The 26,113-nt window shown below is 72.5% G+C and carries 18 protein-coding genes; 8 read left to right on the forward strand and 10 right to left on the reverse strand.

All coding sequences use genetic code 11. The features are described 5' to 3' along the window. Positions 1 to 8: 8 nt before the first annotated feature. Positions 9 to 2,555 carry a DNA topoisomerase (ATP-hydrolyzing) subunit A gene (locus QFZ62_RS01980; RefSeq protein ID WP_307501107.1) on the forward strand — a complete coding sequence of 849 codons (2,547 nt, stop codon included), beginning with the start codon at positions 9 to 11 and terminating at the stop codon, positions 2,553 to 2,555. Positions 2,556 to 2,644: 89 nt separating this feature from the next. On the opposite strand, the gene QFZ62_RS01985 is transcribed toward QFZ62_RS01980, so the two are convergent. Further along, positions 2,645 to 4,723, reverse strand: coding sequence for a type IIA DNA topoisomerase subunit B (locus QFZ62_RS01985; RefSeq protein ID WP_307501109.1), 2,079 nt, complete (start codon positions 4,721 to 4,723; stop codon positions 2,645 to 2,647). A 212-nt stretch (positions 4,724 to 4,935) separates the two neighbouring features. Between QFZ62_RS01985 and QFZ62_RS01990 the strand changes: the two genes are divergently transcribed. Beyond that, positions 4,936 to 5,163, forward strand: a complete 228-nt coding sequence (locus QFZ62_RS01990) for a hypothetical protein (RefSeq protein WP_307501110.1) — start codon at positions 4,936 to 4,938, stop codon at positions 5,161 to 5,163. Between the two features lie 102 nt (positions 5,164 to 5,265). Here QFZ62_RS01990 and QFZ62_RS01995 read toward each other — a convergent pair whose 3' ends face one another. The 5 genes from QFZ62_RS01995 to QFZ62_RS02015 form a co-directional block, all read right to left on the reverse strand. Next, positions 5,266 to 6,000: a type 1 glutamine amidotransferase gene (locus QFZ62_RS01995; RefSeq protein ID WP_307501112.1), complete on the reverse strand. Its 735-nt coding sequence runs from the start codon at positions 5,998 to 6,000 to the stop codon at positions 5,266 to 5,268. Continuing rightward, complete coding sequence (locus tag QFZ62_RS02000; protein ID WP_307501114.1) at positions 5,997 to 7,277, reverse strand: MurT ligase domain-containing protein; 1,281 nt, start codon at positions 7,275 to 7,277, stop codon at positions 5,997 to 5,999. Before QFZ62_RS02000 ends, QFZ62_RS01995 begins: the two co-directional genes overlap by 4 nt. A gap of 3 nt (positions 7,278 to 7,280) precedes the next feature. Further along, the gene (locus tag QFZ62_RS02005) at positions 7,281 to 8,762 is read right to left on the reverse strand and encodes an RNA polymerase sigma factor (protein WP_307501116.1); all 1,482 of its coding nucleotides are present in this window, start codon (positions 8,760 to 8,762) and stop codon (positions 7,281 to 7,283) included. 232 nt (positions 8,763 to 8,994) lie between these two features. Further along, positions 8,995 to 10,317 (reverse strand): nitrate/nitrite transporter, encoded by a 1,323-nt coding sequence (locus QFZ62_RS02010; protein WP_307501118.1) that lies wholly within the window; start codon positions 10,315 to 10,317, stop codon positions 8,995 to 8,997. Between the two features lie 100 nt (positions 10,318 to 10,417). Next, positions 10,418 to 11,338: a proteasome assembly chaperone family protein gene (locus QFZ62_RS02015; RefSeq protein WP_307501120.1), complete on the reverse strand. Its 921-nt coding sequence runs from the start codon at positions 11,336 to 11,338 to the stop codon at positions 10,418 to 10,420. A 172-nt stretch (positions 11,339 to 11,510) separates the two neighbouring features. Between QFZ62_RS02015 and QFZ62_RS02020 the strand changes: the two genes are divergently transcribed. The 3 genes from QFZ62_RS02020 (at position 11,511) to sucB (ending at position 16,025) form a co-directional block, all read left to right on the forward strand. After that, entirely contained in the window at positions 11,511 to 13,019 is a 1,509-nt protein-coding gene (locus tag QFZ62_RS02020; RefSeq protein WP_307501122.1) for a leucyl aminopeptidase, read from the forward strand. 90 nt (positions 13,020 to 13,109) lie between these two features. Then, positions 13,110 to 14,483 carry a dihydrolipoyl dehydrogenase gene (gene lpdA / locus QFZ62_RS02025; protein ID WP_307501124.1) on the forward strand — a complete coding sequence of 458 codons (1,374 nt, stop codon included), beginning with the start codon at positions 13,110 to 13,112 and terminating at the stop codon, positions 14,481 to 14,483. Between the two features lie 60 nt (positions 14,484 to 14,543). After that, positions 14,544 to 16,025: a 2-oxoglutarate dehydrogenase, E2 component, dihydrolipoamide succinyltransferase gene (sucB, locus tag QFZ62_RS02030; protein WP_307501126.1), complete on the forward strand. Its 1,482-nt coding sequence runs from the start codon at positions 14,544 to 14,546 to the stop codon at positions 16,023 to 16,025. A gap of 32 nt (positions 16,026 to 16,057) precedes the next feature. Here the strand turns inward: sucB and QFZ62_RS02035 are convergent, their stop codons facing one another. Next, positions 16,058 to 17,557 (reverse strand): protein kinase, encoded by a 1,500-nt coding sequence (locus QFZ62_RS02035; protein ID WP_307501128.1) that lies wholly within the window; start codon positions 17,555 to 17,557, stop codon positions 16,058 to 16,060. 391 nt (positions 17,558 to 17,948) lie between these two features. On the opposite strand from QFZ62_RS02035, the gene QFZ62_RS02040 reads away from it, so the two are divergent. Together QFZ62_RS02040 and QFZ62_RS02045 are read left to right on the forward strand one after the other, a co-directional pair. Then, positions 17,949 to 18,659 (forward strand): DUF4191 domain-containing protein, encoded by a 711-nt coding sequence (locus QFZ62_RS02040; RefSeq protein ID WP_307501130.1) that lies wholly within the window; start codon positions 17,949 to 17,951, stop codon positions 18,657 to 18,659. A 54-nt stretch (positions 18,660 to 18,713) separates the two neighbouring features. Further along, positions 18,714 to 19,439: a J domain-containing protein gene (locus QFZ62_RS02045; protein ID WP_307501132.1), complete on the forward strand. Its 726-nt coding sequence runs from the start codon at positions 18,714 to 18,716 to the stop codon at positions 19,437 to 19,439. Positions 19,440 to 19,489: 50 nt separating this feature from the next. Here QFZ62_RS02045 and QFZ62_RS02050 read toward each other — a convergent pair whose 3' ends face one another. Beyond that, positions 19,490 to 19,918: an RDD family protein gene (locus tag QFZ62_RS02050; RefSeq protein WP_373425930.1), complete on the reverse strand. Its 429-nt coding sequence runs from the start codon at positions 19,916 to 19,918 to the stop codon at positions 19,490 to 19,492. Between the two features lie 194 nt (positions 19,919 to 20,112). On the opposite strand from QFZ62_RS02050, the gene glnA reads away from it, so the two are divergent. Then, on the forward strand, positions 20,113 to 21,537 hold the full coding sequence (glnA, locus tag QFZ62_RS02055) for a type I glutamate--ammonia ligase (RefSeq protein ID WP_307501134.1): 1,425 nt from the start codon (positions 20,113 to 20,115) through the stop codon (positions 21,535 to 21,537). A 91-nt stretch (positions 21,538 to 21,628) separates the two neighbouring features. Here glnA and QFZ62_RS02060 read toward each other — a convergent pair whose 3' ends face one another. Together QFZ62_RS02060 and QFZ62_RS02065 are read right to left on the reverse strand one after the other, a co-directional pair. Further along, on the reverse strand, positions 21,629 to 24,649 hold the full coding sequence (locus tag QFZ62_RS02060) for a bifunctional [glutamine synthetase] adenylyltransferase/[glutamine synthetase]-adenylyl-L-tyrosine phosphorylase (protein ID WP_307501136.1): 3,021 nt from the start codon (positions 24,647 to 24,649) through the stop codon (positions 21,629 to 21,631). 70 nt (positions 24,650 to 24,719) lie between these two features. Next, positions 24,720 to 26,057 (reverse strand): glutamine synthetase family protein, encoded by a 1,338-nt coding sequence (locus QFZ62_RS02065; protein ID WP_307501138.1) that lies wholly within the window; start codon positions 26,055 to 26,057, stop codon positions 24,720 to 24,722. Positions 26,058 to 26,113 lie beyond the last annotated feature (56 nt).

Here is a 26,113-nt window from a genome sequence, read left to right on the forward strand (position 1 = left end):
GAGAGTCCATGAGTCCCTCCACCACGAACACCACGCCCGACGAGCCCGCCGAGCGGATCGAGGACGTCGACGTCTCCACCGAGATGGAGAACTCGTTCCTCGAGTACGCCTACTCGGTCATCTACTCCCGGGCCCTGCCCGACGCGCGCGACGGGCTGAAGCCCGTGCAGCGCCGCATCCTCTACCAGATGAGCGAGATGGGCCTCCGTCCCGACCGCGGGCACGTGAAGTCGGCGCGCGTCACGGGCGAGGTGATGGGCAAGCTCCACCCCCACGGCGACTCCGCCATCTACGACGCCATGGTCCGCATGGCGCAGCCGTTCACGCTCCGCGTCCCGCTCATCGACGGGCACGGCAACTTCGGGTCGCTCGACGACGGGCCCGCCGCGCCCCGGTACACGGAGGCGCGGCTCGCGGCGTCCGCCCTCGCGATGGTCGAGGGCCTCGACGAGGACGTCGTCGACTTCGTTCCGAACTACGACAACGCCTTCATGCAGCCGGCCGTGCTGCCCGCCGCGTTCCCGAACCTGCTCGTCAACGGCGCGAGCGGCATCGCGGTGGGCATGGCGACGAACATGGTGCCGCACAACCTCATCGAGGTCGTCGGCGCCGCGCGCCACCTCATCGACCACCCGGACGCGACGCTCGACGACCTCATGGCGTTCGTCCCCGGTCCCGACCTGCCCACGGGCGGCACGATCATCGGGCTCTCGGGGGTCAAGGACGCGTACCTCACGGGCCGCGGCAGCTTCAAGACCCGCGCGCGCGTCTCCGTCGAGAGCCTCACCCCGCGCAAGTCGGGGCTCGTGGTCACCGAGCTGCCCTACCTCGTCGGGCCCGAGAAGGTCATCGAGAAGATCAAGGACGGGGTCCAGAGCAAGAAGCTGTCGGGGATCACGAACGTCATCGACCTCACCGACCGCACGCACGGCCTGCGGCTCGTCATCGAGATCAAGACGGGGTTCAACCCGCAGGCGGTGCTCGAGCAGCTGTACCGCTACACGCCGCTCGAGGACGGCTTCAGCATCAACAACGTCGCCCTCGTCGAGGGCAGCCCGCAGACGCTGGGCCTCCGGGAGCTCCTGCAGGTCTACGTGGCGCACCGGCTCGACGTGGTCACGCGCCGCACGCGCTACCGTCTCGCCCGGCGCCAGGAGCGGCTGCACCTCGTGCTCGGCCTCCTCATCGCGATCCTCGACATCGACGAGGTCATCCAGGTCATCCGCGGCAGCGATGACACCGAGCAGGCGCGGGCGCGGCTCATGGACGTGTTCGACCTCTCGACGCTGCAGGCCGACTACATCCTGGAGCTCCGCCTCCGCCGCCTCACGCGGTTCAGCCGCATCGAGCTGGAGGAGGAGCGCGACCGGCTGCAGGCCGAGATCGCGGAGCTCGAGGGGATCCTCGCGGACCCGCGCCGGCTCCGCGCCCTGGTCTCGAGCGAGCTGCAGGAGGTCGCCGACCGGTTCGGCACGCCGCGTCGGACGCTCCTCACCGAGGCGGCGCCGAGCGTCGCCGGGGCCGCGAGCCGTCGCTCCGCACCGGTGCTCGAGATCGCCGACGTGCCCTGCCGGGTGCTGCTGTCGACCACGGGCCGCGCCGTCCGCGTCGACCTGCCGACCGACGCGCCCGGCACCCCGTTGCAGACCGTCCGACGCAGCTCCCACGATGCCGTGCTGACGGCCATCGAGACCACGAGCCGCACCCGGATCGGCGCCATCACCAACACCGGCCGCCTCGTCACGATGACGCCCGTCGACCTGCCCGTCGTGCCCGTCGCGAGCGTGCAGCTGGGGGCCGGCGTCCGGATCCGCGACTACCTCGGCCTGACCGACAGGAAGGAGCGCGTCGTCGCGCTCGTCGCCCTCGGCACGGAGGAGGCCATCGCGCTCGGCACGCGCCAGGGCATCGTCAAGCGCGTGGCGCCGTCGGCGCTGCCCGCCAAGCCGGAGTACGAGGTCATCGCGCTGAGGAAGGGCGACGAGGTCGTCGGCGCGCGCCAGGGCGCCGAGACGGACGAGCTGGTCTTCGTCACGAGCGAGGCGCAGCTGCTGCACTTCCCCGCGGTCTCGGTGCGGCCGCAGGGCGTCCAGGCGGGCGGTGTCGCCGGGGTCAACCTCGGCGCGGGCGCCCGCGTCCTGTTCTTCTCCTCGGTGGCGCCCGAGGGCGCCGAGGTCGTCACGGTCTCCGCGTCGTCGGCGACCATCTCCGGCGTCGACCCGGGCCGCGCCAAGGTGTCCGCGTTCGGCGACTTCCCGCGCAAGGGCCGGGCCACCGGCGGGGTGCGCGCCCACGCGTACCTCAAGGGCGAGGATCACCTGGCCCTCGCCTGGGTCGGACCTGGCCCGGCGCTGGCCGTCGGCCCCGCCGGCGAGGTGCGCCAGCTGCCGCCCACGGGCATGAAGCGCGACGGCTCCGGGATCCCGCTCGAGAAGGGCATCGGGAGCGTCGGCCAGGCGGTCACGCCCGCCGAGGCGCCCGATGCCGCGTCGGGCGCCGCCGTGGGCGTCGTCGAGTCCGCGGCCGAGGACGGATCCGCGCCGCTCGAGACATGACCTGACCTGCCCTGATCCGGCTGGCACGGCACGACGGCCGCGGACCCCGAGGGGTGCGCGGCCGTCGTCGTCCCGTTCCCGGGCGGACCTCAGACGTCGATGCGGTCCCGCACGCTGCCCGCGCCGTCGATGATGAACTCCTTGCGCGGCGCCACGTCGTTGCCCATGAGCAGCTCGAACATGCGGGTGGCCGCCTCGGCGTCATCGACCCGCACCCGGCGGAGCGTGCGGTTCCGGCGGTCCATGGTCGTCGTGGCGAGCTGGTCCGCGTCCATCTCCCCGAGTCCCTTGTAGCGCTGGATCGGATCCTGGTAGCGCTTGCCCTGCCGCTTCGCCTGCGCCAGCACGGCCGCGAGCTCGCGCTCCGAGTACGTGTAGATGACGTCGTTGGGCTTCGAGCCCGGGTTCATCACCACGACGCGGTGCAACGGCGGCACCGCGGCGAACACGCGTCCCTCGTCGATCATCGGCCGCATGTAGCGGAAGAGGAGCGTGAGCAGCAGCGTGCGGATGTGGGCGCCGTCGACGTCGGCGTCGCTCATGATGATGATCTTCCCGTAGCGCGCCGCCGAGAGGTCGAACGTCCGGCCGGACCCTGCGCCCAGCACCTGGATGATCGAGGCGCACTCGGCGTTCGAGAGCATGTCGGGCAGGGACGCCTTCTGCACGTTGAGGATCTTGCCGCGGATGGGCAGCAGCGCCTGGTACTCGCTGTCGCGCGCCAGCTTGGCCGTGCCGAGCGCGGAGTCGCCCTCGACGATGAACAGCTCGCTGTTGGCGACGTCGTTGGACCGGCAGTCGACGAGCTTCGCCGGCAGCGACGAGCTCTCCAGCGCGTTCTTCCGACGCTGCGTCTCCTTGTGCGTGCGCGCGGAGATCCGCGACTTCATCTCCCCGACGACCTTCTCGAGGAGCACGGCGGTCTGCGCCTTGTCCTCGCGCCGGGTCGACTCGAAGCGCTCCCCCATCGCCTTCTGCACGACCTGCGACACGATCGCGCGGACGGCCGGCGTGCCGAGCACCTCCTTGGTCTGCCCCTCGAACTGCGGCTCGGGGAAGCGCACCGTGAGCACGGCCGTGAGGCCGGCCAGGACGTCGTCCTTCTCCAGCTTGTCGGTGCCGACCTTGAGCTTGCGGGCGTTGGCCTCGACCTGTGCGCGCACGAACTTGAGGAGGCCCGCCTCGAAGCCGGCCTGGTGGGTGCCACCCTTGGGGGTCGCGATGATGTTGACGAACGACTTGAAGCGCGTGTCGTATCCCGTCCCCCAGCGCAGGGCGATGTCGACGGCGCACGTGCGCGTGAGCTCCGTCGGCACCATCGCGCCGCCGTCGGTGAGCACGGGCACGGTCTCGGTGAACGTGCCGGATCCCTCGAGGCGCCAGGTGTCCGTGAGGGGCGCGTCGACGGCGAGGTGGTCGACGAACTCGGCGATGCCCCCGTCGAAGCGGAACGACTCCCGCACGGGCTGCTCGCCGCGGAGGTCCTCGATGTCGATGCTCAGGCCGGGCACGAGGAACGCGGTCTGCCGCGCCCGGCCGAGCAGCTCCTCGGTGAGGAAGGAGGCGCCGCGCGTGAAGATCTGCCGGTCGGCCCAGTAGCGGATGCGGGTGCCGGTGACGCCCTTGCGCACCTTGCCGACGACGCGCAGCTCGCTGCCCGAGGTGAACGGGCGGAAGGGGGCATCGGGGCTCGCCCCGCCCTCGTCGTCGAAGACGCCCGGCTCGCCGCGGCGGAAGCTCATGGCGTGCGTGCGGCCGTCGCGGTCGACCTCGACGTCCAGGCGCTCCGACAGCGCGTTGACGACGGAGGCGCCCACGCCGTGCAGCCCGCCGGAGGAGGCGTAGGAGCCGGATCCGAACTTGCCGCCGGCGTGCAGCTTGGTGAACACGACCTCGACGCCGGAGAGGCCCGTCTTGGGCTCGATGTCCACGGGGACGCCGCGCGCGGTGTCGCGCACCTCGACGCTGCCGTCCGGGTGCAGGCGGACGTCGATGCGGTCGCCGTGGCCGCCGAGCGCCTCGTCCACGCTGTTGTCGATGATCTCCCAGAGGCAGTGCATGAGCCCGCGGGAGTCGGTCGACCCGATGTACATCCCGGGCCGCTTGCGCACCGCCTCGAGGCCCTCGAGGACGGAGAGATGGCGGGCGGAATAATCGGATGCTGCCACGTGCTGTCCTCCATGTACGTCCGGCGATCGCCGGACGCGAGCCGGTGTCGATCTTAACCGCCACCCGGTGCCTCCCCCTCCGACCCGCCGTCCCCGCCCGCGCCTACGCGCAGAGCGAAACGGCGGCCCCCGGAGGAGCCGACACCCGGGAGCACGTGGTCTACTTGATGCATTCGGCTCGACCCACGACCCGACCCGGAGGGGAGCATCACATGACACCGACCGCCACCGAGCGTCCCGTCGACGAGCTCGACGACCACCAGCTCACCGCCAACGACCGCTGCGACAGCTGCGGGGCGCAGGCCTACATCCGAGTCGAGGTCAACAGCTCCGAGCTCCTCTTCTGCGCCCACCACGGCAAGAAGTACCAGGAGAAGCTGTCGGCCATCGCGACGAGCTGGCACGACGAGTCGAGCCGCCTGCTCGACGAGCGCGCGTAGCACGGACCACGTCGGCTCTGGCCGACACGAGAAGGGCGCATCCCCGCGGGGATGCGCCCTTCTCCCGTCTCCGGGACCCTCCCGCGCCGAGGCGGCGGGACGTCAGTAGTGCGCGGGGCGCGCCATGACGGTGGCGCGCGCCTCGCGGGCCCAGCCGTCGAGCCGGTCGAGCGTCCCCGAGATGTCGGCGGGCAGCGCCCGGTCGCGGCGCGCGAGCGAAGCGGCGAGCAGTTCGTCCGCGAGCCGCGGGTTGAGCGCGAGCACGGGGCCGCCGAGGTGGGTGCCGATGGAGGCGCCGACGCGGACGCCCTCGCCCCCGCCCTGCCCGCCGTTGCCGAAGCCGGCGCGGACGGATCCGAGCGGACGATGCCCGCCGATCTCGAGCGTCGACCCGTGGTTCTCGTAGCCCACGATCTCGCCCTCGGGCGTGTCCAGCACCAGGTCGCCCACGCGGCGCTCGGCCGTGAGCGTCGTCCGGACGGGGAGCACGCCGGCGCCCACGAGCTCGCCGCCGTCGACGAGCCGCACGGACTCCCCGAGGAGCTGGAGCCCGCCGCCCACCGCGAGCAGCGGGACGCCCGCCTGCTGCAGGGCCACCAGGTGCGGGGCGTGCGCGACGAGGTCGGGCAGGACGGCGCGCTGGGCCGTGAGCGGGCCGGAGCCGATGATGACGAGGTCGGCATCGCCCGGGTGCCCGTCGCCCGGCGCGTGGCGCACGACCTCGGTGCGGATGCCGCGGATCCGGGAGCGCTCGACGAGGACGGTCACGTTGCCGCGGTCGCCGTTGATGCCGAGCTCCTCGGGATACAGGTGCAGGATGCGCAGGGCGTCGCTCACGCGGGTCCTCCCTCGAGGTCCGTGTAGCCGAGGATGCGGCGGATCGCCATCATCTGCTCGTAGTTGACGATCATGGTCTTCACCCCGCGGGACGGCTTCTCGAGTGCGAGGAACGCCTGGACGGCGCGGCGCAGGTCGGGCTCGACGCAGCCCACGTCCAGCCCCTCGTACCCGAAGCGCACCGCGAGCTGGTACCCCTTGGTGCCGGAGACGACGTCGGCGTGCGTGAGCGCCGAGAGGTCGGTGTCGTAGATCCACGAGGGGTCCGGCGTGCCGTCGTCGACCGCCAGCAGCACCTGCTCCGGCGGGTCGCCCAGCGCGTCGAGGTTCATCTGCAGGCTCGCCGGGTTCTTCATCATGATGATCTCGATGTCCTCGTCGCCCGCGCGCAGCATCTCGCCGCGCCCGTAGACGGCCGCGACCGAGCCGAGGCCCTGCGCGGCGACGGCCGGGTCGAACCGCTCCCCCAGCACACGACGCGCGGTGGCGAGCGCGCCGGCGGCGTCGACCGCGTAGTGGAGGCCGCGCGACGGCAGGGCCACGGCGAGGTCCCCGGACGCGAGGCGGAAGACGGCGTCGCGCCCGGTGAGCGCGACGGCCTCGACCTCGGCCGCCGCCTGCACGAGCTCCGGTGCCTCGGACCCGAAGCGCGGCGCGGACGCGAGCCCGTGCTTGCTGTCGCCGAGGAGCTCCTCGGACACGCCGAACCAGTCGACGGCCGCACGGCCGACCCGGGCTGTCTGCGCGGCGATGGCGTTGACGTGCGCGTCGTCGCGGTTGGCGACGACCGCCTCCGTGGCCGTGGCGGCGATGCGCTCGAGCATGCCCACGACCCGGTCGGGCTCGTGGAAGCGGTTGAGCTGGTCGATCTGGATGTTGAGGAGCAGCACCGTCCGCGGCGTCAGGAGCGCGGACAGCGCGACGCCGTACGCCTCGTCGATCTCGAGCACGGCGACGTCGGCGTCGATGCGACCCGACGCGTCGGCGTCGGCCAGGACAGCGGAGGCGATCCCCTGGGGCAGGTTCCCGCCCGAGGGGTTCGTGAACACGCGGAGCCCGTGCGCCCGGAGGACGGCGGTGAGCATGTGGGTGGTCGTCGACTTGCCGTTGGAACCGGTGACGGCGACCACACCGTGCGGGAGGTCGGCGATCGTGCGCTCGAGGAAGCGCGGCTCGAGGCGGAGGGCGACGACGCCGGGCACGGCGGATCCGCCGCCGCGGAGGCGGGCTGCCCAGCGGGCGGCCCGTCCGGCGGCGACGGCGAGGCGCAGGGGCACGGCCTACTCGAGGTAGTCGCGCAGCGACTGCGAGCGCGACGGGTGGCGGAGCTTGGCCATGGTCTTCGACTCGATCTGGCGGATGCGCTCGCGTGTGACGCCGAACGTGTCGCCGATCTGGTCGAGCGTCTTCGGCATGCCGTCACCCAGGCCGAAGCGCATGCGGATGACGCCCGCCTCGCGCTCCGAGAGCGAGTCGAGGAGCGACTCGAGCTGCTTCTGCAGCATGGTGAAGCCCACCGCGTCGGCCGGGACGACCGCCTCGGTGTCCTCGATCAGGTCGCCGAACTCGCTGTCGCCGTCCTCGCCGAGGGGCGTGTGCAGCGAGATGGGCTCGCGGCCGTACTTCTGCACCTCGATGACCTTCTCGGGCGTCATGTCGAGCTCGCGCGACAGCTCCTCGGGCGTGGGCTCGCGGCCCAGGTCCTGGAGCATCTGCCGCTGGACGCGGGCGAGCTTGTTGATGACCTCGACCATGTGCACCGGGATGCGGATGGTGCGGGCCTGGTCGGCCATGGCGCGCGTGATGGCCTGGCGGATCCACCACGTGGCGTACGTGGAGAACTTGAAGCCCTTGGTGTAGTCGAACTTCTCGACCGCGCGGATGAGGCCGAGGTTGCCCTCCTGGATGAGGTCGAGGAACTGCATGCCGCGACCCGTGTAGCGCTTGGCGAGGCTCACCACGAGGCGGAGGTTGGCGCCGAGCAGATGGCTCTTGGCCCGCTGGCCGTCGCGCGCGACCCAGCGGAGCTCCCGCTCGAGCTCACGCGAGATGCCGGGCGTGTTCGCCAGCTTGTCCTCGGCGAAGAGTCCCGCCTCGATGCGCATGGCGAGCTCGACCTCCTCCGCGGCGTTGAGCAGCGCGACCTTGCCGATCTGCTTGAGGTAGTCCTTGACCGGGTCGGCGGTGGCACCCGTGATGGTCGTGGAGTAGACGGGGACGTCCTCGTCCTCCTCCTTGTTCGACAGCACCATGGCGCCGGTGGGGAGGGGCTCGAGCACGACGGGCGGCTTCGGCGCGGCACCCTCCTCGACGACCTCGTCCTCGGTGTCGTCCTCGACGGCGGGGACCACGACCTCCTCCGCGTCCTCGTCGGTGGGCTCGCCCGGGCCGTCGGCCGGCGCGGCCTTCTTGGCGGCGGTCTTGCGCGGCGCCTTGGCGGGCGCGGCGTCGCCGGATGCGGCGGCGGCCTTCTTGGCGGCTGCGGCCTTGGCGCGGGCGGTCGGCGCCTTCACGGGCGTCTCCGTCTCGGCCGGAGCGTCGGCCTCCGCGGCTGCGGCCTTGGCGGCGGCTGCCTTGGTCGGCGCCTTGGCGGCGGCCGGCTTCGTCGTCGCGGTCTTCGCCGCGGTGGTCGTGGCGGCCGCGCGGGTGCGGGCGGGCGCGCGCTTCGCGGGTGCCTTCGCCTCACCCGTCGCGGCGTCGTCGGCCGTGCCGGTCGCGGCGGCCGCGTCCAGGGTGGCGGACGGGGTGGAGGGGGTGGCCATGCGAACACCTTTCGTCCCCACGACGACCGGTCGTGCGCTCCGCGCTGCTGCTGCGGGGTGACCTGCCGGAGGTGGGTCGGGGTTGTTTTCGGACATTGCTAGGACCCATGTCAAGTCCGCTGCTCGGGCGCCACCGGAGCGGCGCGGGATGCGGGACATGAACGGGTCCGTACCTGATTATTGCACGGATGTGCGCGCGGGCGAGCCATCGTCGCCCGTGCGTCGACCGTCGTCACGCGCGGCGGCGATGTCGTCTGTCGAGGTAGGCAACCCACAGGGGGCCCACGCGTATTCCCTCGTCCGCCAGCACGCGGCGCGTCCGACGCCGCGTGCGCACCAGCATGACCGTGCCGAACCCCACCACGAGGTACTGCACCGCGAACGCGACCCGGAAGGAGTCGAACGCGTAGAGGTCGCTCGCGGCGCCCCCGGCGACCCGGATCCCGTCCTGCACGTCGAGGGCGATCCCGATCAGCAGCATCATCGTGAAGCTGGCCGCGAAACCGGCCACGTTCACGATCCCGGAGGCCGCGCCGAGGCTCCGCGGCGGATTGAAGGTGCGGGCGAAGTCCAGCCCGACCTGCGAGCCCGGCCCGCCGATGCCGATGGCCACGACCACGAGCAGCACGACGGCGAGCGGCGGCACGCCCGGCCAGAGGAGGAGGACCGCCCACGCCGCGCCCATCATGGCGACGATGCCGAGGACGAGGTTGGAGCGGCGGAACGGGAAGCGCCCGGTGAGGATCCCGATGACGGGTCCCACGACCATGCCCGACGCCACGACGACGATGAGGAGGCCGGACGCGAGGGCGGGGCTGTAGCCCAGCGCCCCGACGAGGAAGGGGAAGCCCCACAGGAGGCTGAACACGACGCCGGAGGACTGCGTCACGAAGTGCGACCAGAAGCCGAGCTGCGTCCCGGGGCGACGGAGGCTCCGGCCGAGCTCGCGCATCGAGTCGCCCCAGGTCGCGCGCGGCGGCCGTGCGTCGCCGGCCGGGCGGTCGCGCACGGCGACCAGGACGGCCACGAGGGCGACCACCGCCACCGACGCGGAGCCCAGGAAGGCGGGGGTCCACCCGGCGGTGTGGAGCACGAGGGAGAGCGGGATCGCGGAGAGCACCTGCCCGAGCTGGCCGACGTTCGCGAACCACTGCGAGAGCACCGGCACCCGCGGGCCCGAGAACCAGGAGTTGATGAGGCGCAGGCCCGAGACGAAGGTCATGGCGTCGCCCGCCCCCACGAGCATGCGCCCGAGGATCGCGACCTCGAGCGTCGTGGACAGCGCGAGCGTGACCTGCCCGGCGACCATGAGCAGGGCCCCGCTCGCGAGCAGGACCCGCGGACCGATCCGGTCGATGAGCACGCCGACCGGGATCTGCAGGGCCGCGTACACGACGAGCTGCGCGACGGCCAGCGTCGAGAGCAGCGAGGCCGACGCGTGGAACCGCTCGCCGGCCTCGACCGAGGCGATCCCGAGCGATCCGCGCTGCAGGACGGAGGAGAGGTACGCCGCCATCGCGACGCCGAGGACGATGCGGGCGCGACGGGTGCTCATCGGGTCGAGGATACCGAGGCCGGGAGCTGACCCTCGCCCGACGTCGCGGCGGTCGCTCGGGGACCGACGGTCCCAGGCCGGTCGGATCAGAGCTGCGGGATCACGCCAGGTCGCCGTCGCCGGGACGGCGACGGGCGAGGAACTTCTCCAGCTCCGCCGCGATCTCGTCCGCGGTCGGCAGCGCGCCGTCCTCGTCCGTGAGCGGCGACTTGAGCGGGGTGTCCTCCATGTAGCTGTCGTAGCGCTCCTCGAGCGTGGTGACGAGGCGCGCGAGCTCCTGGTTGCCGGCGACCTGCTCGTCGATGCGGCCCACGAAGTCGCGGCCCTCCTCCCGCAGCCGGTCGGTCGGGAAGATCAGCCCGGTGGCGGCGCTGATGCTCTCGAGCGCGGCGACCGCGGCGAGCGGGAACTCCGTGTCCGCGAGGTAGTGCGGGACGAGGAGCACGAAGCCGGCGACGGGGTGGCCCGCGTCGTGGAGGCGGTGCTCGACGAGGTGCAGCGCGTTGGCGGGCACCTGCGTGTGCGGCTTCCAGACGCTGAGCGCGTCGATGAGCTCCGTGCGGTTGCCGCTGACGGTGACGTTGATGTCGCGGGTGTGCGGCACGGGCATCGGGATGCTGTGCACCCAGGTGGTGGTCGAGACGCGGTACCGGTCGACGATCCCGAGGACGGCGGCGGTGAAGGCCTCCCATCGGAAGTCGGGCTCGAAGCCGGTGAGCAGGAGGAAGGGCTGGCCGATCTCGTCGTGCGCCAGGTACAGGGCGAGCCGCGCCGGGCGGTAGTCGGCGAGGTGGTCCTGGTCGAAGTAGATCGTGGGACGGCGGGCCCGGTAGTCGAGCAGCGTGTCGGTGTCGAAGCGCAGCACGTCGCGGTGGCTCAGCGTGCTCAGGAGGTACTCGCTGACCTGTGAGACGCCGGACCCCGCGTCGGAGAACCCGGTCAGGCCGGCGACCAGGGGCAGGCCGGTCGGGACCTCGCCGATGTCGGTGTCGATCTCGTACAGTCCGTCCGCGTCAGCCATGCTCCAACTCTAGGCCGCGCCTCCGGCACGCCCTCCCGGACGGCGGCCTCTCGGTGCCGCCCTCAGCGAACACGCGTGCCGACTCCGGCCCGTCGGTGCGCGGCCGGGCTGCTGCACAGGCGCCCGCGCGCCCCGACGGATGCCCGGACGCGCGTCGATAGGCTCGTGGCCCATGACCACTCCCCTCCTCTCCGTGTCCTCCGACCGCGCCATCGACGTCGAGGCGGACGCGCTCGTCGTCGCCGTCTCCAGCGAGAAGGAGGGCATCCGCGTCCACGCTCCGGAGGGCCTCGAGCTCGACGCCGCGGGCCTGGTCGCGGTGGGGGTGACGGGCGCCCGCGACGAGGTCGTCCGCGTCGCCGGCACGGGGACCGCCGCCCGCGCGATCGCCCTGGTCGGCCTGGGCTCGGCCCCGCTGGACACGGTCGCGCTCCGCTACGCCGTCGGCACCGCCACGCGCCAGCTGCGGGGGGTGGAGCGCGTCGCGGTCGCGGTCCCCGTGTCGTCGCTCGACGAGCTCACCGCCGTGCTCGAGGGCGCCGCGCTCGGGGCGTACTCCTTCGACGCGTACCGCCACGACTCGCTCGCCGGGCAGAAGCCGCGCGCGTCCGCCGTCACCGTCGTCGCGCAGGGCGACTCGTGGACCGCCGAGGACGCCGACGAGGCCGTGGCGCGCGCGACGACCGTGGCGGACGCCGTCGGCGGGACCAAGGACCTCGTCAACACGCCGCCGCTCGACCTGTACCCGGCGACCTTCGTGGACGCCGTCCGCGAGCGCGCCACCGGCCTGCCCGTCGACGTCCGCGTCTGGGACGAGGAGGCCCTCGCGGCGGACGGGTTCGGCGGGATCCTCGGCGTCGGCCAGGGATCCACCCGCCCGCCGCGCCTCGTGAAGGTCGCCTACTCCCCCGCCGGCGCGACGCGCCACCTCGCGCTCGTCGGCAAGGGCATCACCTACGACACCGGCGGCATCTCGCTGAAGCCCGCCGTGCCGATGATCGGCATGAAGTACGACATGACCGGAGCGGCCACCATCCTCGAGGTCGTCGTCGCCGCGGCGCGGCTGCAGCTCCCCGTGCGCCTCACGGCATGGCTCTGCATCGCCGAGAACATGCCGTCGGGATCGGCCATCCGCCCGGACGACGTCCTCCGCATGCGCGGCGGCACGACGGTCGAGGTCCTCAACACGGACGCCGAGGGCCGGCTCGTCATGGCCGACGGCATCGTGGCCGCCAGCGAGGAGCACCCGGACGCGATCGTGGACATCGCGACGCTGACCGGCGCCCAGGTCGTGGCGCTCGGCGAGCGGTACTCCGCGGTCATGGGAGAGGACGCGCTCGTCGCGCGCCTCCTCGACGCGGCTCGCGAGCAGGGCGAGAGCATGTGGGGCATGCCCCTCCCCGAGGAGATGCGCGCGCTCCTCGCCTCCGATGTCGCGGACATCGCGAACGTCAAGCCGGGCAACCCCGCGGGCGGCATGCTCGTGGCCGGCGTCTTCCTCAAGGAGTTCGTGGGTCGCACGAGCGACGCCGACGACGCCCCGCGGATCCCGTGGGCCCACATCGACATCGCCGGGCCGTCCCACAACAAGGGCGGTGGGCACGGCTTCACGGGCAAGGGGCCGACCGGCGTCGCCGTCCGCACGCTCCTGGCCCTGGCCGCCGGTTTTTCGCGCGCGTAGTAGGCTCGGAGAGGCCTCCTGAGGGGGTCCCGCGCCTGCCCGGTCGGGCGGTCGCATGACACGACCTGATGCATACGAGGGAGATCCTGGGTGTCGGAACAGAACTTTGACGTGGTGGTGCTCGGCGGCGGGAGCGGCGGATACGCGGCAGCGCTCCGCGCGGTGCAGCTGGGCAAGACCGTGGGCCTCGTGGAGAAGGGCAAGCTGGGCGGCACGTGCCTCCACCGCGGCTGCATCCCCACCAAGGCCCTCCTGCACTCGGCCGAGGTGGCCGACGTCTCGCGGGAGTCGGAGAAGTACGGCGTCAACGTCACGTTCGACGGGGTCGACATCGCGCGCGTCACGGCGTACCGCGAGGCCATCGTCGCCAGCAAGTACAAGGGCCTCCAGGGCCTCATCAAGGCCCGCGGCATCACCGTCATCGAGGGCGAGGGACGCCTGACCTCCGGCACCACCGTGCAGGTCGGCGACCAGACCATCACCGGCACGAGCATCGTCCTCGCGACCGGCTCCTACTCGCGCACGCTCCCCGGCCTCGAGATCGGCGGGCGCGTCATCACGAGCGAGCAGGCCCTCGAGCTCGACTACATCCCCAAGAAGGTCGCGATCCTCGGCGGCGGCGTCATCGGCGTGGAGTTCGCCTCCGTCTGGCGCTCGTTCGGTGTCGACGTGCAGATCATCGAAGCCCTCCCCCACCTCGTCCCGAACGAGGAGGAGTCGATCAGCAAGCAGTTCGAGCGCGCGTTCCGCAAGCGCGGAATCGCCTTCTCCCTCGGCGTGCGGTTCAAGTCGGTCACGCAGGACGACCAGGGGGTCCAGGTCACCCTCGAGGACGGCACCTCCTACGACGCGGACATCCTCCTCGTCGCCGTCGGTCGCGGTCCGGCCACGCAGGGCCTCGGCTTCGAGGAGGCGGGCGTGAAGACGGACCGCGGCTTCGTGCTGACGGACGAGCGCCTCCAGACCAGCGTCCCCGGCGTCTACGCTGTCGGCGACATCGTCCCCGGGCTGCAGCTCGCTCACCGCGGCTTCCAGCAGGGCATCTTCGTGGCCGAGGAGATCGCGGGCAACAAGCCCGTCGTCGTCGAGGACATCAACATCCCCAAGGTCACCTACTCCGACCCCGAGGTCGCGAGCGTGGGCTACAGCGAGGCCAAGGCCGTCGAGAAGTTCGGCGCCGACAAGGTCTCCAGCTACGAGTACAACCTCGGCGGCAACGGCAAGAGCTCGATCATCGGCACGGCGGGTTCCGTCAAGGTGGTCCGGGTGCAGGACGGCCCCGTCGTCGGCATCCACATGATCGGCGCGCGCGTCGGCGAGCTCATCGGCGAGGGCCAGCTCATCGTGAACTGGGAGGCCTACCCCGAGGACGTCGCCAACCTGGTGCACGCCCACCCCACTCAGAACGAGGCGCTCGGGGAGGCCCACCTGGCCCTCGCCGGGACCCCTCTGCACGCCCTGTAGCACCCTGCCAACACCGACACACAAGCCGGGTCCGGAGTCGGGCCTGAAGGAGACAACCCCATGAGCGAATCCGTCCACCTCCCCGCACTCGGCGAGAGCGTCACCGAGGGCACGGTGACCCGCTGGCTCAAGAACGTCGGCGACCACGTCGAGGTCGACGAGCCCCTGCTCGAGGTGTCGACCGACAAGGTCGACACCGAGATCCCCTCCCCTGTCGCCGGCGTGATCGAGGAGATCCTGGTCCAGGAGGACGAGACCGTCGAGGTCGGCGCCGTCCTGGTGCGCATCGGCGACGGATCCGGCGGCGGCGACGCCCCGGCCGAGGAGCCCGCTGCGGCCGCCGAGGAGCAGCAGGAGGCTCCCGCGGAGGAGGCGGTGGACGACCAGGTCATCCCCTCCACCGAGGCGGACGACGACGCCGAGGCCCCCTCGCCCGTCGAGCCCGAGCCGGCTCCCGCGGCCGCGCAGGCCGCTCCCGCTCCTGAGGCCACCCCCGCTCCCGCTCCGGCCGCTCCTGCGCCCGCTGCAGCTCCGGCGCCCGCTGCAGCTCCGGCGCCCGCTGCCGCTCCGGCTCCTGCCGCGGCGCCCGCTGCTGCCGCAGCCCCGGCTCCGGCCCCGTCCGGCAACGCCGGCTACGTCACCCCGCTCGTCCGCAAGCTCGCGAACGAGCGCGGCGTCGACATCAGCAGCGTGACCGGCACGGGCGTTGGCGGGCGCATCCGCAAGGAGGACGTCCTCGCCGCGGCGGAGGCTGCGGCGGCGAAGGCCAGCGCGCCCGCCCCGTCCGCTCCCGCGACGGCCGCAGCGGCTCCTCTCGAGACGTCCCCGCTCCGCGGCACGACCGCGAAGATGTCCCGCATGCGCAAGCTCATCGCCGACCGCGCGGTCGTGTCGATGCAGTCCACCGCCCAGCTCACCTCGGTGGTGGAGGTGGACGTCACGAAGGTGGCGCGCTTCCGCGACCGCGTGAAGGGCGACTTCGTGGAGAAGACCGGCGTCAAGCTGTCCTTCCTGCCGTTCTTCGCCCTGGCCGCCGCCGAGGCGCTCAAGGCGTACCCCGTCGTGAACGCGACGGTCGACGGCGACAGCATCGTGTACCCGGACCACGAGAACATCAGCATCGCGGTGGACACCGAGCGCGGACTCCTGACGCCCGTGGTGAAGAACGCCGAGGGCAAGAACCTGGCGCAGTTCGCGTCGGAGATCGCCGACCTCGCCGCCCGCACGCGTGACAACAAGCTGTCGCCGGACGAGCTGGCGGGCGGCACCTTCACGCTGACCAACACGGGTTCGCGTGGAGCGCTCTTCGACACGCCCGTCGTGTTCCTGCCGCAGTCGGCCATCCTCGGCACCGGCATCGTGACCAAGCGTCCGGTCGTCATCACGGCCGACGGCCAGGACACCATCGCGATCCGGTCGACCGTGTACCTCGCGCTGTCGTACGACCACCGGATCGTCGACGGCGCCGACGCGTCGCGCTTCCTCGTGGCCGTGAAGAACCGTCTGGAGGCCGGCGCCTTCGACGCCGACCTGGGCATCTAGCCCGCGACCGGAACCACGACCGACGGCTAACGTCACCGGTCGTCCATCAGGTCCCTGATCCGCCACCCGGCCTCCCCCCTGACCATCAGGAGGGAGGCCGGTCGGCGTTCCCGGGCGTCCTCGGCCTGCAGCTCCACGACGGCGCCGTCACCGAGCCGCTGGACGGGTCCGATCCGATCGCCGGCATGCAACGCCGCGTCGTCCGAGGTGCCGCCGCCGCCGTCGGCGATCCTCGTCCTGTCGGCGTCCTCGACGGCGGAGCCGCTCTCGTCGACCCCGGAGAGGCACGCAACGTCGGCGTTCCGCAGGCATGTCGCCCGCATCCGGAGTAGCGCGGGGGCCGCTGCGCCCGGGTCCGCGGATGCCGACGCGAGTGCGTTCGGTGCAGCCGGGCTCTCCGGTCCCGGGGAGGGATCTAGGTCCGCATGCGCGACCGCCGCCGGCGGGGCCGTCGGCTCGGCCGCCGGATCCTCGGCGTGGGCGGACCGGCTGTGCGCGGCGTCCGCCAGGGACGAAAGCGTGACGGTCCCCGCGACGAGCAGCAGGAGGGCGGACACGCCGAGCGCCCACACGCGCGGGCGGACCGCGGCCAACTCCCCTCGCACCGCCTGACGCCACCGCAGCCCTCGCGTCGCAGACCCCCTCGCCCGGCGACTCGGGACCGCACGGTGTCGGCGCCCGACACCGGCCCTCGCCGCCGTGGAGTGCGAGCGTCGCAGGTCCTCCTGACCGCCCCGCGCACCCGCCGCTGGTGCGAGAGCACCCGTCGCCATGCCCCTGAGGGCCCCGTCAGCGCGCGCGGGCTCGGCCGCATCCGCGAGCGGGGCGCCGTCCGCCACGTCGAGCAGGCGATCCGCGAGGTCGTGGGCCGAGAGATCGGACTCGCCGTGGATGGTGAGGTCGAGCACCTCGAGCCAGTCCTCCCAGCGGTCATCCGAGACACGTCCGCGTGCGTCGGCGGGATCCCGGAGAGCCCGGACGATGCGCGCGACACGGGTCAGGTCCTGCTCGACGGGGTCGAGGGCCCGCACATGCTCGGCCCCTCCGCCGTCGTCCAGCGAGTGGGAGGATCCGAGGCCGGCGAGCATCGGACGTCCCGACGCGTCCAGGACCACGTGCGTCAGGTCGAGGGCGCCGTGCGCGAACCCCGCGTCATGGAGGTCGCCCAGGCCCCGCAGCAGGGAGACGACGAGGGTCACGGTCTCCCCCGGCGTCAGGGCTCCCCGACGCGCGAGGAGGGCGGCCGCGGTGCCGCGGGACCCGAGGGACTGCACGATGCAGAGGCTCCCGTCCGCGAGCGTCGCGACGTCCCGCAGGGCGACGACGTGTTCGGACGAGACCGCCTGGAGCGCGAGGATCTCGGCCTCCCCACGGCTGCGGTCCGTCGCCGGCACGATCTTCACCGCGACGTTCTCGGCGACGCCCCCGGCGTCGCGTGCACCCGACGGTCGCCCGAGGTGCACCTCACAACACCTGCCCCTCCCCATGAGCCGCACCAGGCGGTACCCGGCGACGACCGGCGCCGCGTCCACGGCGTTCGCCTTCCTACGCCGACGCGTCCTGGCACGCACCACCTCATCCGGGGTTCCGTCGGCGCGAGGCCCCATCGCGTCCGGACGTCGCCCTCCGGTCGCCGTCCGCCGTCTGTCCGCGGCTCGTCCCTCGCGCATCGCATCACGTCCTCTCGTGCTCGCATCCCGCCCCCGGCTCCCGTGCGACCGATGGCGGGTCGGGCGGGAGCGGCTCCCGGTCGCGAAGGTGGCGCTCCCCGCGGGGGCACGTCCATCGCGAGCGCGCAGCCGGGGAGCCCGATGCTGATCGCGCACCTGTGGGGGACGCGGTGGCGTCCCGTCCGCTCCCCGGGATCGCGGGTCCCGCCCGCCCCGTTCCGGGACGGTGCCGCGCACCGGTATCGTGGGCGGCATGGCCCGCAAGACAGCCTCTCCGAAGGCGCCCAAGGAACCCGGCCGCATCAAGCAGATGTGGCAGGTCTTCCAGATGACCCGGCGATACGACAAGAGCTCGGTCTGGTGGATGCTCCTGGCGCTGCTGGGCCCCGTCGTCGTGGGCGTCCTCCTCGCGATCTTCGCCACCGGAGGCAACTGGCTCACCGGGATCCTGTTCGTCGTCGCGGGCGTGTTCGCGGGCGTGCTCGCCTTCCTCATCGTGCTCGGCCGCAAGGCGGAGCGCGCCGCGTACCTGCAGATCAAGGGCCAGCCCGGCGCCGTCGGCGTCGTCCTCCGCAGCTCGCTCAAGCGCGGGTGGGTGGGCAGCGAGATGCCCGTCGCCGTGAACGGCAAGTCGCAGGACGCGGTCTACCGCGCCGTCGGCCGGTCGGGTGTCGCCCTCATCGGCGAGGGTCCGAAGAGCCGCACCACGCGCATGCTCGAGGACGAGCGTCGCAAGATCGCGCGCGTCCTCCCCAACGTCCCGGTGCACTTCGTCTTCGTCGGTCCCGACGCCGACTCCGTCGAGCTGCACAAGCTCGCCGGTCGCCTGCAGCGGTTCCCGCGCACCATCACCAAGGCCGAGGTGCTGGCCGTCAACAACCGACTCACCTCGCTCGGGCAGAACAGCATGCCCATCCCGAAGGGCGTCGACCCCTTCAAGGTCCGCCCGTCCCGGGCACGCTGATCCGCCCGCCGACCGGCGTTTGCGCGGTCACCGGCCCCGGCGCAGACTGAGCCCATGGATCCGGCCTCCGCTGCGGCACTGCTCGGCGTCGACGTGGACGCCGACCGGGCGGCCGTCAGCCGCGCGTACGCACGCCGGGCGCGCGAGACGCATCCCGACCGCCTTCCCGGCGCGACTCCGCAGCAGCTGCGTGCCGCGCACGAGCGCTTCGTGCAGCTGACCCTGGCGCGCGATGCCCTCCTCCTGCGTCAGCGCACGGCGGCGGGTGCGAGCTCGCCCTCGGGACCGCCGCGCCCGGCGCCCTCGTCGGCCGGTGCCCCGTCGGGTCCACCGGCCGCCCGCACGACGACCGAGCGGCGCTCCCCCTACGGCCGGTCCCGACGTGAGCGCGCGAGCCGCGGACTCGGGCCCTCCATCGCCGCGGTCTGCGCCCTGGCGGGCGTCCTGGTCGTGCTGGTGAGCTTCCAGGACTCCACGCGCGCGCAGTTCACCACGATCGGGACCGACCTCACGGACGGCGCGACCATCGTCCCGGTCGTCGATCCGGCGACCCGGGCGAGCGAGTGCGTGGACACGAGCTCGTGCACGCTCCTCGACATGACGGCGCCGACGGACTGCAGCGCCGCGCTCGTCCGCTTCGAGGTGACGACCGGGAGGTCGGACGACGGCCGCGAGACCGAGAGCCGCGAGCTCGGCGCCGTCCGCGCCGGATCCCCCGCGCGCGTCGTGCTCGGGGGCGTCGACCCGGAGCTCGTGTACCTGGGGTGCGAGCCGAGCTGAGTCCGCCGTCCGCCGTCCTCGCGGCCACCGTGCCACGCGTGCGGGACGCGTCAGGACGTGCGGACCAGCACCGTCCCGGAGAAGACATCGTGCAGCCCGCGCTGGTCGGCGTTCCAGACGACGGCGGGCAGGACCAGGCAGATCAGCAGGGTGCGCACGGCGGGACGCCACAGCGAGACGTAGCCGCCGCCGAGCGGTCGGACGCGCATGCCCAGCACGACGTGGCCGACGCTCCCGCCCAGCGTGACGATGAGGACGTACTGCATGACCGCGAAGATCGCGAGGGTGGCCGCGGAGTCGTACGCGAAGAACGCCCACGAGACGAGGACCGCGAGGGCCCAGTCGATGCAGATCCCGACGATGCGACGCCCGGCCCGGGCGACGGAGCCGCGGCCGCGCTCGGGGAGGCCGAGGCGCTCCCCCGGCCACCTGTTCCGTCCGGGATCGCCGAGAGCGGACATGTCGGGAGTCGCGGCCACGATCCGATCCTAGGCGCGCCACCGGTGGATCCCCTGATCCCCGGCGCATGCGGACAGCGGGCGACGCGCCCGGGTCGGTCTGCGTAACATCGCGGAAACACGGTGGTTATGGCGAGGTAACCCCTTCCCCCTAGGGTCGTAAGGGCTGAAACCGTCAGTCTCATCCGCTCCGGCCCCCCTTTTGGAGACACCACATGTTCAGAGACTCATCCGAGGTGCTCGCGTTCATCAAGGACACCGACGTCAAGTTCCTCGATATCCGGTTCACCGACCTGCCCGGGGTGCAGCAGCACTTCAACATCCCCGCCTCCACCGTCGACGAGGAGTTCTTCTCCGTCGGCCAGCTGTTCGACGGGTCGTCGATCCGCGGCTTCGCGAGCATCCACGAGTCGGACATGCAGCTCATCCCCGACGTGACGACGGCGTACGTCGACCCGTTCCGCATCGAGCGCACGCTCATCATGGTCTTCGACATCTACAACCCCCGGAACGGCGAGATCTACGCCCGCGACCCGCGCCAGGTGGCCAAGAAGGCCGAGAAGTTCCTCGCTGCGTCCGGCATCGCCGACACCGCGTTCTTCGCACCCGAGGCCGAGTTCTACATCTTCGACGACGTCCGCTACGAGGTGAACCAGCACACGAGCTTCTACTCGGTCGACTCCGAGGAGGGCGCCTGGAACTCGGGACGCGAGGAGGAGGGCGGCAACCTCGGCAACAAGACGCCGTACAAGGGCGGCTACTTCCCCGTCAGCCCCGTCGACAAGCAGGCCGACCTCCGCGACGACATCAGCCTCAAGCTGATCGACGCGGGCCTCATCCTGGAGCGCGCGCACCACGAGGTGGGCACCGGCGGCCAGGCCGAGATCAACTACCGCTTCGACACCATGGTGCATGCGGCGGACGACATCCTCAAGTTCAAGTACATCGTCAAGAACACGGCCGAGCAGTGGGGCAAGACGGCCACGTTCATGCCGAAGCCACTCTTCGGCGACAACGGCTCGGGCATGCACACGCACCAGTCGCTCTGGAACGACGGCAAGCCGCTCTTCTACGACGAGGCCGGCTACGGCGGACTGTCCGACCTCGCGCGCTGGTACATCGGCGGCATCCTCAAGCACGCGCCCGCCATCCTCGCGTTCACGAACCCGACGGTGAACTCCTACCACCGCCTGGTGCCCGGCTTCGAGGCGCCCGTCAACCTGGTCTACTCGGCGGGCAACCGCTCCGCGTCGATCCGCATCCCGATCACGGGCACGAACCCGAAGGCCAAGCGCATCGAGTTCCGCGCCCCCGACGCCTCGAGCAACCCGTACCTCGCGTTCGCGGCGCAGCTCATGGCCGGCATCGACGGCATCAAGAACCGCATCGAGCCGCACGAGCCCGTCGACAAGGACCTCTACGAGCTCCCGCCCGAGGAGGCGAAGAACATCCCGCAGGTGCCCGCGTCCCTCGGTGCCGCCCTCGAAGCGCTCGAGGCCGACCACGAGTTCCTCACGGCCGGCAACGTGTTCACGACCGACCTCATCGAGACGTGGATCGAGTACAAGCGCGAGATGGAGATCAAGCCCCTCGCGCAGCGCCCGCACCCGTTCGAGTTCGAGCTGTACTACGGCGTCTGATCCTGCCGGCGCCCCGCACCGGGGCGCATGACGCACGGGCCGTCCTCCTCCGGGAGGGCGGCCCGTCGTCGTGACGGCGCATGCCGCCCGGTCAGGCGCCGCGCGGTTCGGGACGTTCGTCGAGCCCGTAGAAGAGCCGCTCGAACACCGCCCGGGAGCGACGGGTCACGCCCAGGTACTCCTCCTCGAGCACCGTCGCCGAGCCGGGCGGGTACTCCAGGAGACGGGCGATGGCGTCCAGCGCGGCGCGATCGGCGGGCAGCACGTCGGCCGTGCGGTTCGTCCAGAGCGTCATCGCGGAGCGCACGCGGGAGGCGAGCAGCCACGCGTCACGGAGCCGTGCCGCGTCGTCCGGGAGGACGAGGCCGGCGTCGACGGCGGCGTCGAGGGCGCCGAGCGTCGTCGGCGTGCGCAGGGCGGGGTGCGCGTGCGCGTGCTGCAGCTGGATCAGCTGCACGAGCCACTCGACGTCGCTGAGCGAGCCGCGTCCGAGCTTCAGGTGACGGGTGGGATCCGCGCCCTGCGGCAGCCGCTCGTTCTCCACGCGCGCCTTGATGCGCTTGATCTCGCGGACGTCCGCCTCGCCCATGCCGTCCGGGTACCGGAAGCGGTCGGCCAGCGCCGTGAAGTCGGCGATGAGCCCGCTGTCCCCGACGACCCCGCGGGCACGGAGCAGCGCCTGGGCCTCCCACGTGAGCGACCAGCGCTCGTAGTAGGCGCGGTACGAGGCGAAGGAGCGGACCACGGGGCCGTTGCGGCCCTCGGGGCGCAGGCCCGTGTCGAGGTCGAGCGGGAGGCGCGAGTCGTCCGTGAGGCGCGTGAGCTCGGACACGATGAGCTGGGCGCGGCGCTGCGCCAGCTCGGGATCCATCCCCGCGATCGGGCGGTAGACGTGCATGACGTCGGCGTCGGATCCGAAGCCGAGCTCGGCGCCGCCGTAGCGGCCCATCGCGACGACCGCGAACTCGGGCCAGGGGCCGTCCTCGCGGCGGATGGCGCGCATGACGCCGCGCAAGGTCGCCGAGGTGATGTCGGCGAGCGACGGCCCGAGCGTCTCGACGTGCGTGACGCCGACGATGGCGCCGATGGCGAGGCGCAGGACCTCGCGACGGCGGAGGGTGCGCAGCGCGGCGGCCGCGGCATCGGCGGTCGGGTGCCGGTTGACGGTCGCGACGGCCTCCTCCTCGAGCGCGGCCCACGTGCGCGGGCGCAGGTCCTCGTCGCGGGCGAGCCAAGCCGCGGCTTCGGGGACGCGGTCGAGGAGCTCGGACACGTAGCGGGATCCGGACAGCACCTGCGCGAGGCGCTGGGCCGCGCCCGAGGAGTCGCGGAGCATGCGGAGGAACCAGGTGGCCTCCCCCAGCGCCTCGCTGAGCCGGCGGAACGCGAGCAGGCCGTGGTCGGGGTCCGGGCCGTCGGCGAACCACTGCAGGAGGACCGGGAGCAGGTGCCGCTGGATGGCGGAGCTCCGGGAGACCCCCTGCGCGAGGGCGCGGATGTGGGCGAGCGCGCCGCGCGCGTCCACGAAGCCGATGGCCGAGAGGCGCGCGGCGGCCTGGTCGCTCGTGAGCGCGAGGGTCTCCTCGGGCAGCGACGCGACGGCGGCGAGGAGCGGGCGGTAGAACAGCCGCTCGTGGAGGGTGCGCACCCGGGTCTTGGTCGCGGTCCAGCGCGCCGTCAGCTCCTCCGCGCGGCCGTCGAGTCCCGTGCTCCGGGCGAGGACGCGGATCCGCTCCTCGTCGGTCGGCATCAGGTGCGTGCGGTGCAGGCGGTCGAGCTGCAGGCGGTGCTCCAGCAGCCGCAGGTAGCGGTAGTCGCGGGCGAAGTCGCCCGCCTCCGTGCGGCCGATGTAGCCGGCGTCGGCGAGGGCCACGAGCGCCGGCAGGGTCCCCCGGTGGCGGACCTCCTCGTCCGTCTGCCCGTGCACGAGCTGGAGGAGCTGCACCGTGAACTCGATGTCGCGGATCCCGCCCGGTCCGAGCTTGATCTGCTGGTGGAGCTGGTCGGCGGGGATGTTGTCGGTGACCCGCGTGCGCATCCGCTGCACCTGGCCGACGAAGCCCTCCCGCGAGGCGCTCGACCAGACGAGCGGAGCGACGGCGTCCGCGTACCGCTCCCCCAGGTCCACGTCCCCGGCGAGCGGCCGGGCCTTGAGCAGGGCCTGGAACTCCCAGTCCTTCGCCCAGCGGTCGTAGTACGCGAGGTGCGACTCGAGCGTGCGGACCAGCGCGCCCGCCTTGCCCTCGGGACGGAGGTTCGCGTCCACCTCCCACAGGGCCGGCTCGATCTCGTGCTCGTCGATGCCACGCATGGTGAGCACGGCCAGGCGGGTCGCGAGCTCGACGGCGCGATGCGGCTCGATGAGCGGCTCGCCGTCGGCGTCGGTCGCGGCCTCGGCGACGAAGATCACGTCGACGTCGCTCACGTAGTTGAGCTCCCGGGCGCCGGCCTTGCCCATGCCGATGACGGCGAGGCGGGTCGCGGCGATCTCCTCGGGCCGCGCCCGCCCGAAGGTGCCGGGGGCCGAGAGCTCGGCGCGGGCGACCGCGAGGGACGCCTCGAGCGCCGCGCCGGCGAGGTCCGCGAGGGCGGCGGTGACGGGGCGGACCGCCGCCAGCGGATCCGCGTGGACGAGGTCCCAGGCGGCGACCCGGGCGACGAGGGCCCGGTACCGGATCCTCAGCGCCGCGCGCGCCTCCGTCCCCGTCAGCGCGGCGACGCCCTCGACGGCGCCGACCGCCGCGAGGAGCTGCTCCCGGGCGTCGTCCGGGGCCGGAGCGCGCCCGAGCGGTCGGGCGAACGCATCGAGCTCCGACGGATGCCGGGCCAGGAAGTCGGCGAGGCCGTGGGAGGAGCCGAGGACCCGGGCCAGCCGGTGGCGGGCGTCGTCGTCGCCGAGGACGGCGCGCGTGCGCTCGGGGTCGATCCGGAGCAGGTGCACCAGCGCGTCGAGCGCCGCGTCGGGGTCGGCGCTCGGCGTGAGGGCCTCGACGAGGTCGGCCTCGGGCCAGCCCGACAGCTCCGAGGCCTCCGCGAGCGTCGCGCCGACCTCGCTCAGGCGCGCGAAGCCCGCCCGCGCCAGGGCGCCGATCAGGGTCTGTCCGCGTCTCATCGGGGGCTCCGGCCTCGTCGTCGGATGTCGGTGCTCGTGCGGGTGCTGCTCTGCCGGACGGGGATCCGGGTCAGAGCATCTCGAGGTTGGAGCGCAGCTCGTACGGCGTCACCTGTGCGCGGTAGTCGCGCCACTCCTGCCGCTTGTTGAGCAGGACGTAGTTGAACACCTGCTCCCCGAGGGTCTCCGCGACGAGCTCGGAGCGCTCCATGAGCTGGATCGCGTGGTCGAGGCTCGACGGCAGCGGCGCGTAGCCGAGGGCGCGGCGCTCGGCGTCGCTGAGGCTCCACACGTTGTCCTCGGCCTCGGGCGGCAGCTCGTAGCCCTCCTCGATGCCCTTGAGGCCGGCGGCCAGCATGAGCGAGAACGAGAGGTACGGGTTGGCCGCGGAGTCGATGGCGCGGTACTCGACGCGCGAGCTGTTGCCCTTGTTGGGCTTGTACAGCGGCACGCGCACGAGCGCGGAGCGGTTGTTGTGGCCCCACGTGACGAAGCTCGGCGCCTCGCCGCCGCCCCAGAGCCGCTTGTACGAGTTGACGAACTGGTTGGTGACCGCCGTGATCTCGGGGGCGTGCCGCAGCAGGCCCGCGATGAACTGGCGGCCGATCGTGGAGAGCTGGTACTCGGCGCCCGACGCGTAGAACGCGTTGACGTCGCCCTCGAACAGCGACATGTGCGTGTGCATGCCGCTGCCGGGCTGCGCCGCGAGGGGCTTCGGCATGAACGTCGCGTAGACGCCCTGCTCGATCGCCACCTCCTTGATCACCGTGCGGAACGTCATGATGTTGTCCGCCGTGGTGAGCGCGTCCGCGTACCGGAGGTCGATCTCGTTCTGGCCGGGGCCCGCCTCGTGGTGGCTGAACTCGACGGAGATGCCGAGGTCCTCGAGCATGCGCACCGAGCGGCGGCGGAAGTCGTGCGCCGTGCCGCCGGGGACGTTGTCGAAGTAGCCGGCCGCGTCGACGGGCTCCGGCCCGTCGACGCCGAACTCGCTCGACTTGAGGAGGTAGAACTCGATCTCGGGGTGCGTGTAGAAGGTGAAGCCGCGGTCGGCGGCCTTCTCCAGCGTGCGCTTCAGCACGTTGCGCGGATCGGCGATGGCGGGCTGGCCGTCGGGCGTGGAGATGTCGCAGAACATGCGCGCGGTCGGGTCGATCTCGCCGCGCCACGGGAGGATCTGGAACGTCGTCGGATCCGGGTGGGCCAGCATGTCGGCCTCGTAGGAGCGGGTGAGGCCCTCGATGGCGGAGCCGTCGAAGCCGAGGCCCTCCGCGAACGCGCCCTCGACCTCGGCCGGGGCGATCGCGACCGACTTCAGGGTGCCGGTCACGTCGGTGAACCACAGGCGCACGAACTTGATCCCGCGCTCCTCGATCGTCCGCAGGACGAAGTCACGCTGCTTGTCCATCCACCACCCTCTCGTCGGTGTCCAACCTACCGGCTGGCCGGGGGTCGGACGGAGCG

This window comes from Clavibacter sp. B3I6 (genome assembly GCF_030816895.1).
Lineage (GTDB): Bacteria > Actinomycetota > Actinomycetes > Actinomycetales > Microbacteriaceae > Clavibacter.

Coding starts and splice junctions, on each gene's coding strand:
- QFZ62_RS02005 (WP_307501116.1), bottom strand. CDS start 8,762: ATGGCCACCCCCTCCACCCCGTCCGCCACCCTGGACGCGGCCGCCGCG.
- QFZ62_RS02045 (WP_307501132.1), top strand. CDS start 18,714: ATGGATCCGGCCTCCGCTGCGGCACTGCTCGGCGTCGACGTGGACGCC.
- QFZ62_RS02015 (WP_307501120.1), bottom strand. CDS start 11,338: ATGGCTGACGCGGACGGACTGTACGAGATCGACACCGACATCGGCGAG.
- QFZ62_RS02040 (WP_307501130.1), top strand. CDS start 17,949: ATGGCCCGCAAGACAGCCTCTCCGAAGGCGCCCAAGGAACCCGGCCGC.
- QFZ62_RS02065 (WP_307501138.1), bottom strand. CDS start 26,057: ATGGACAAGCAGCGTGACTTCGTCCTGCGGACGATCGAGGAGCGCGGG.
- QFZ62_RS02020 (WP_307501122.1), top strand. CDS start 11,511: ATGACCACTCCCCTCCTCTCCGTGTCCTCCGACCGCGCCATCGACGTC.
- QFZ62_RS01990 (WP_307501110.1), top strand. CDS start 4,936: ATGACACCGACCGCCACCGAGCGTCCCGTCGACGAGCTCGACGACCAC.
- QFZ62_RS01980 (WP_307501107.1), top strand. CDS start 9: ATGAGTCCCTCCACCACGAACACCACGCCCGACGAGCCCGCCGAGCGG.
- glnA (WP_307501134.1), top strand. CDS start 20,113: ATGTTCAGAGACTCATCCGAGGTGCTCGCGTTCATCAAGGACACCGAC.
- sucB (WP_307501126.1), top strand. CDS start 14,544: ATGAGCGAATCCGTCCACCTCCCCGCACTCGGCGAGAGCGTCACCGAG.
- QFZ62_RS02060 (WP_307501136.1), bottom strand. CDS start 24,649: ATGAGACGCGGACAGACCCTGATCGGCGCCCTGGCGCGGGCGGGCTTC.
- QFZ62_RS02010 (WP_307501118.1), bottom strand. CDS start 10,317: ATGAGCACCCGTCGCGCCCGCATCGTCCTCGGCGTCGCGATGGCGGCG.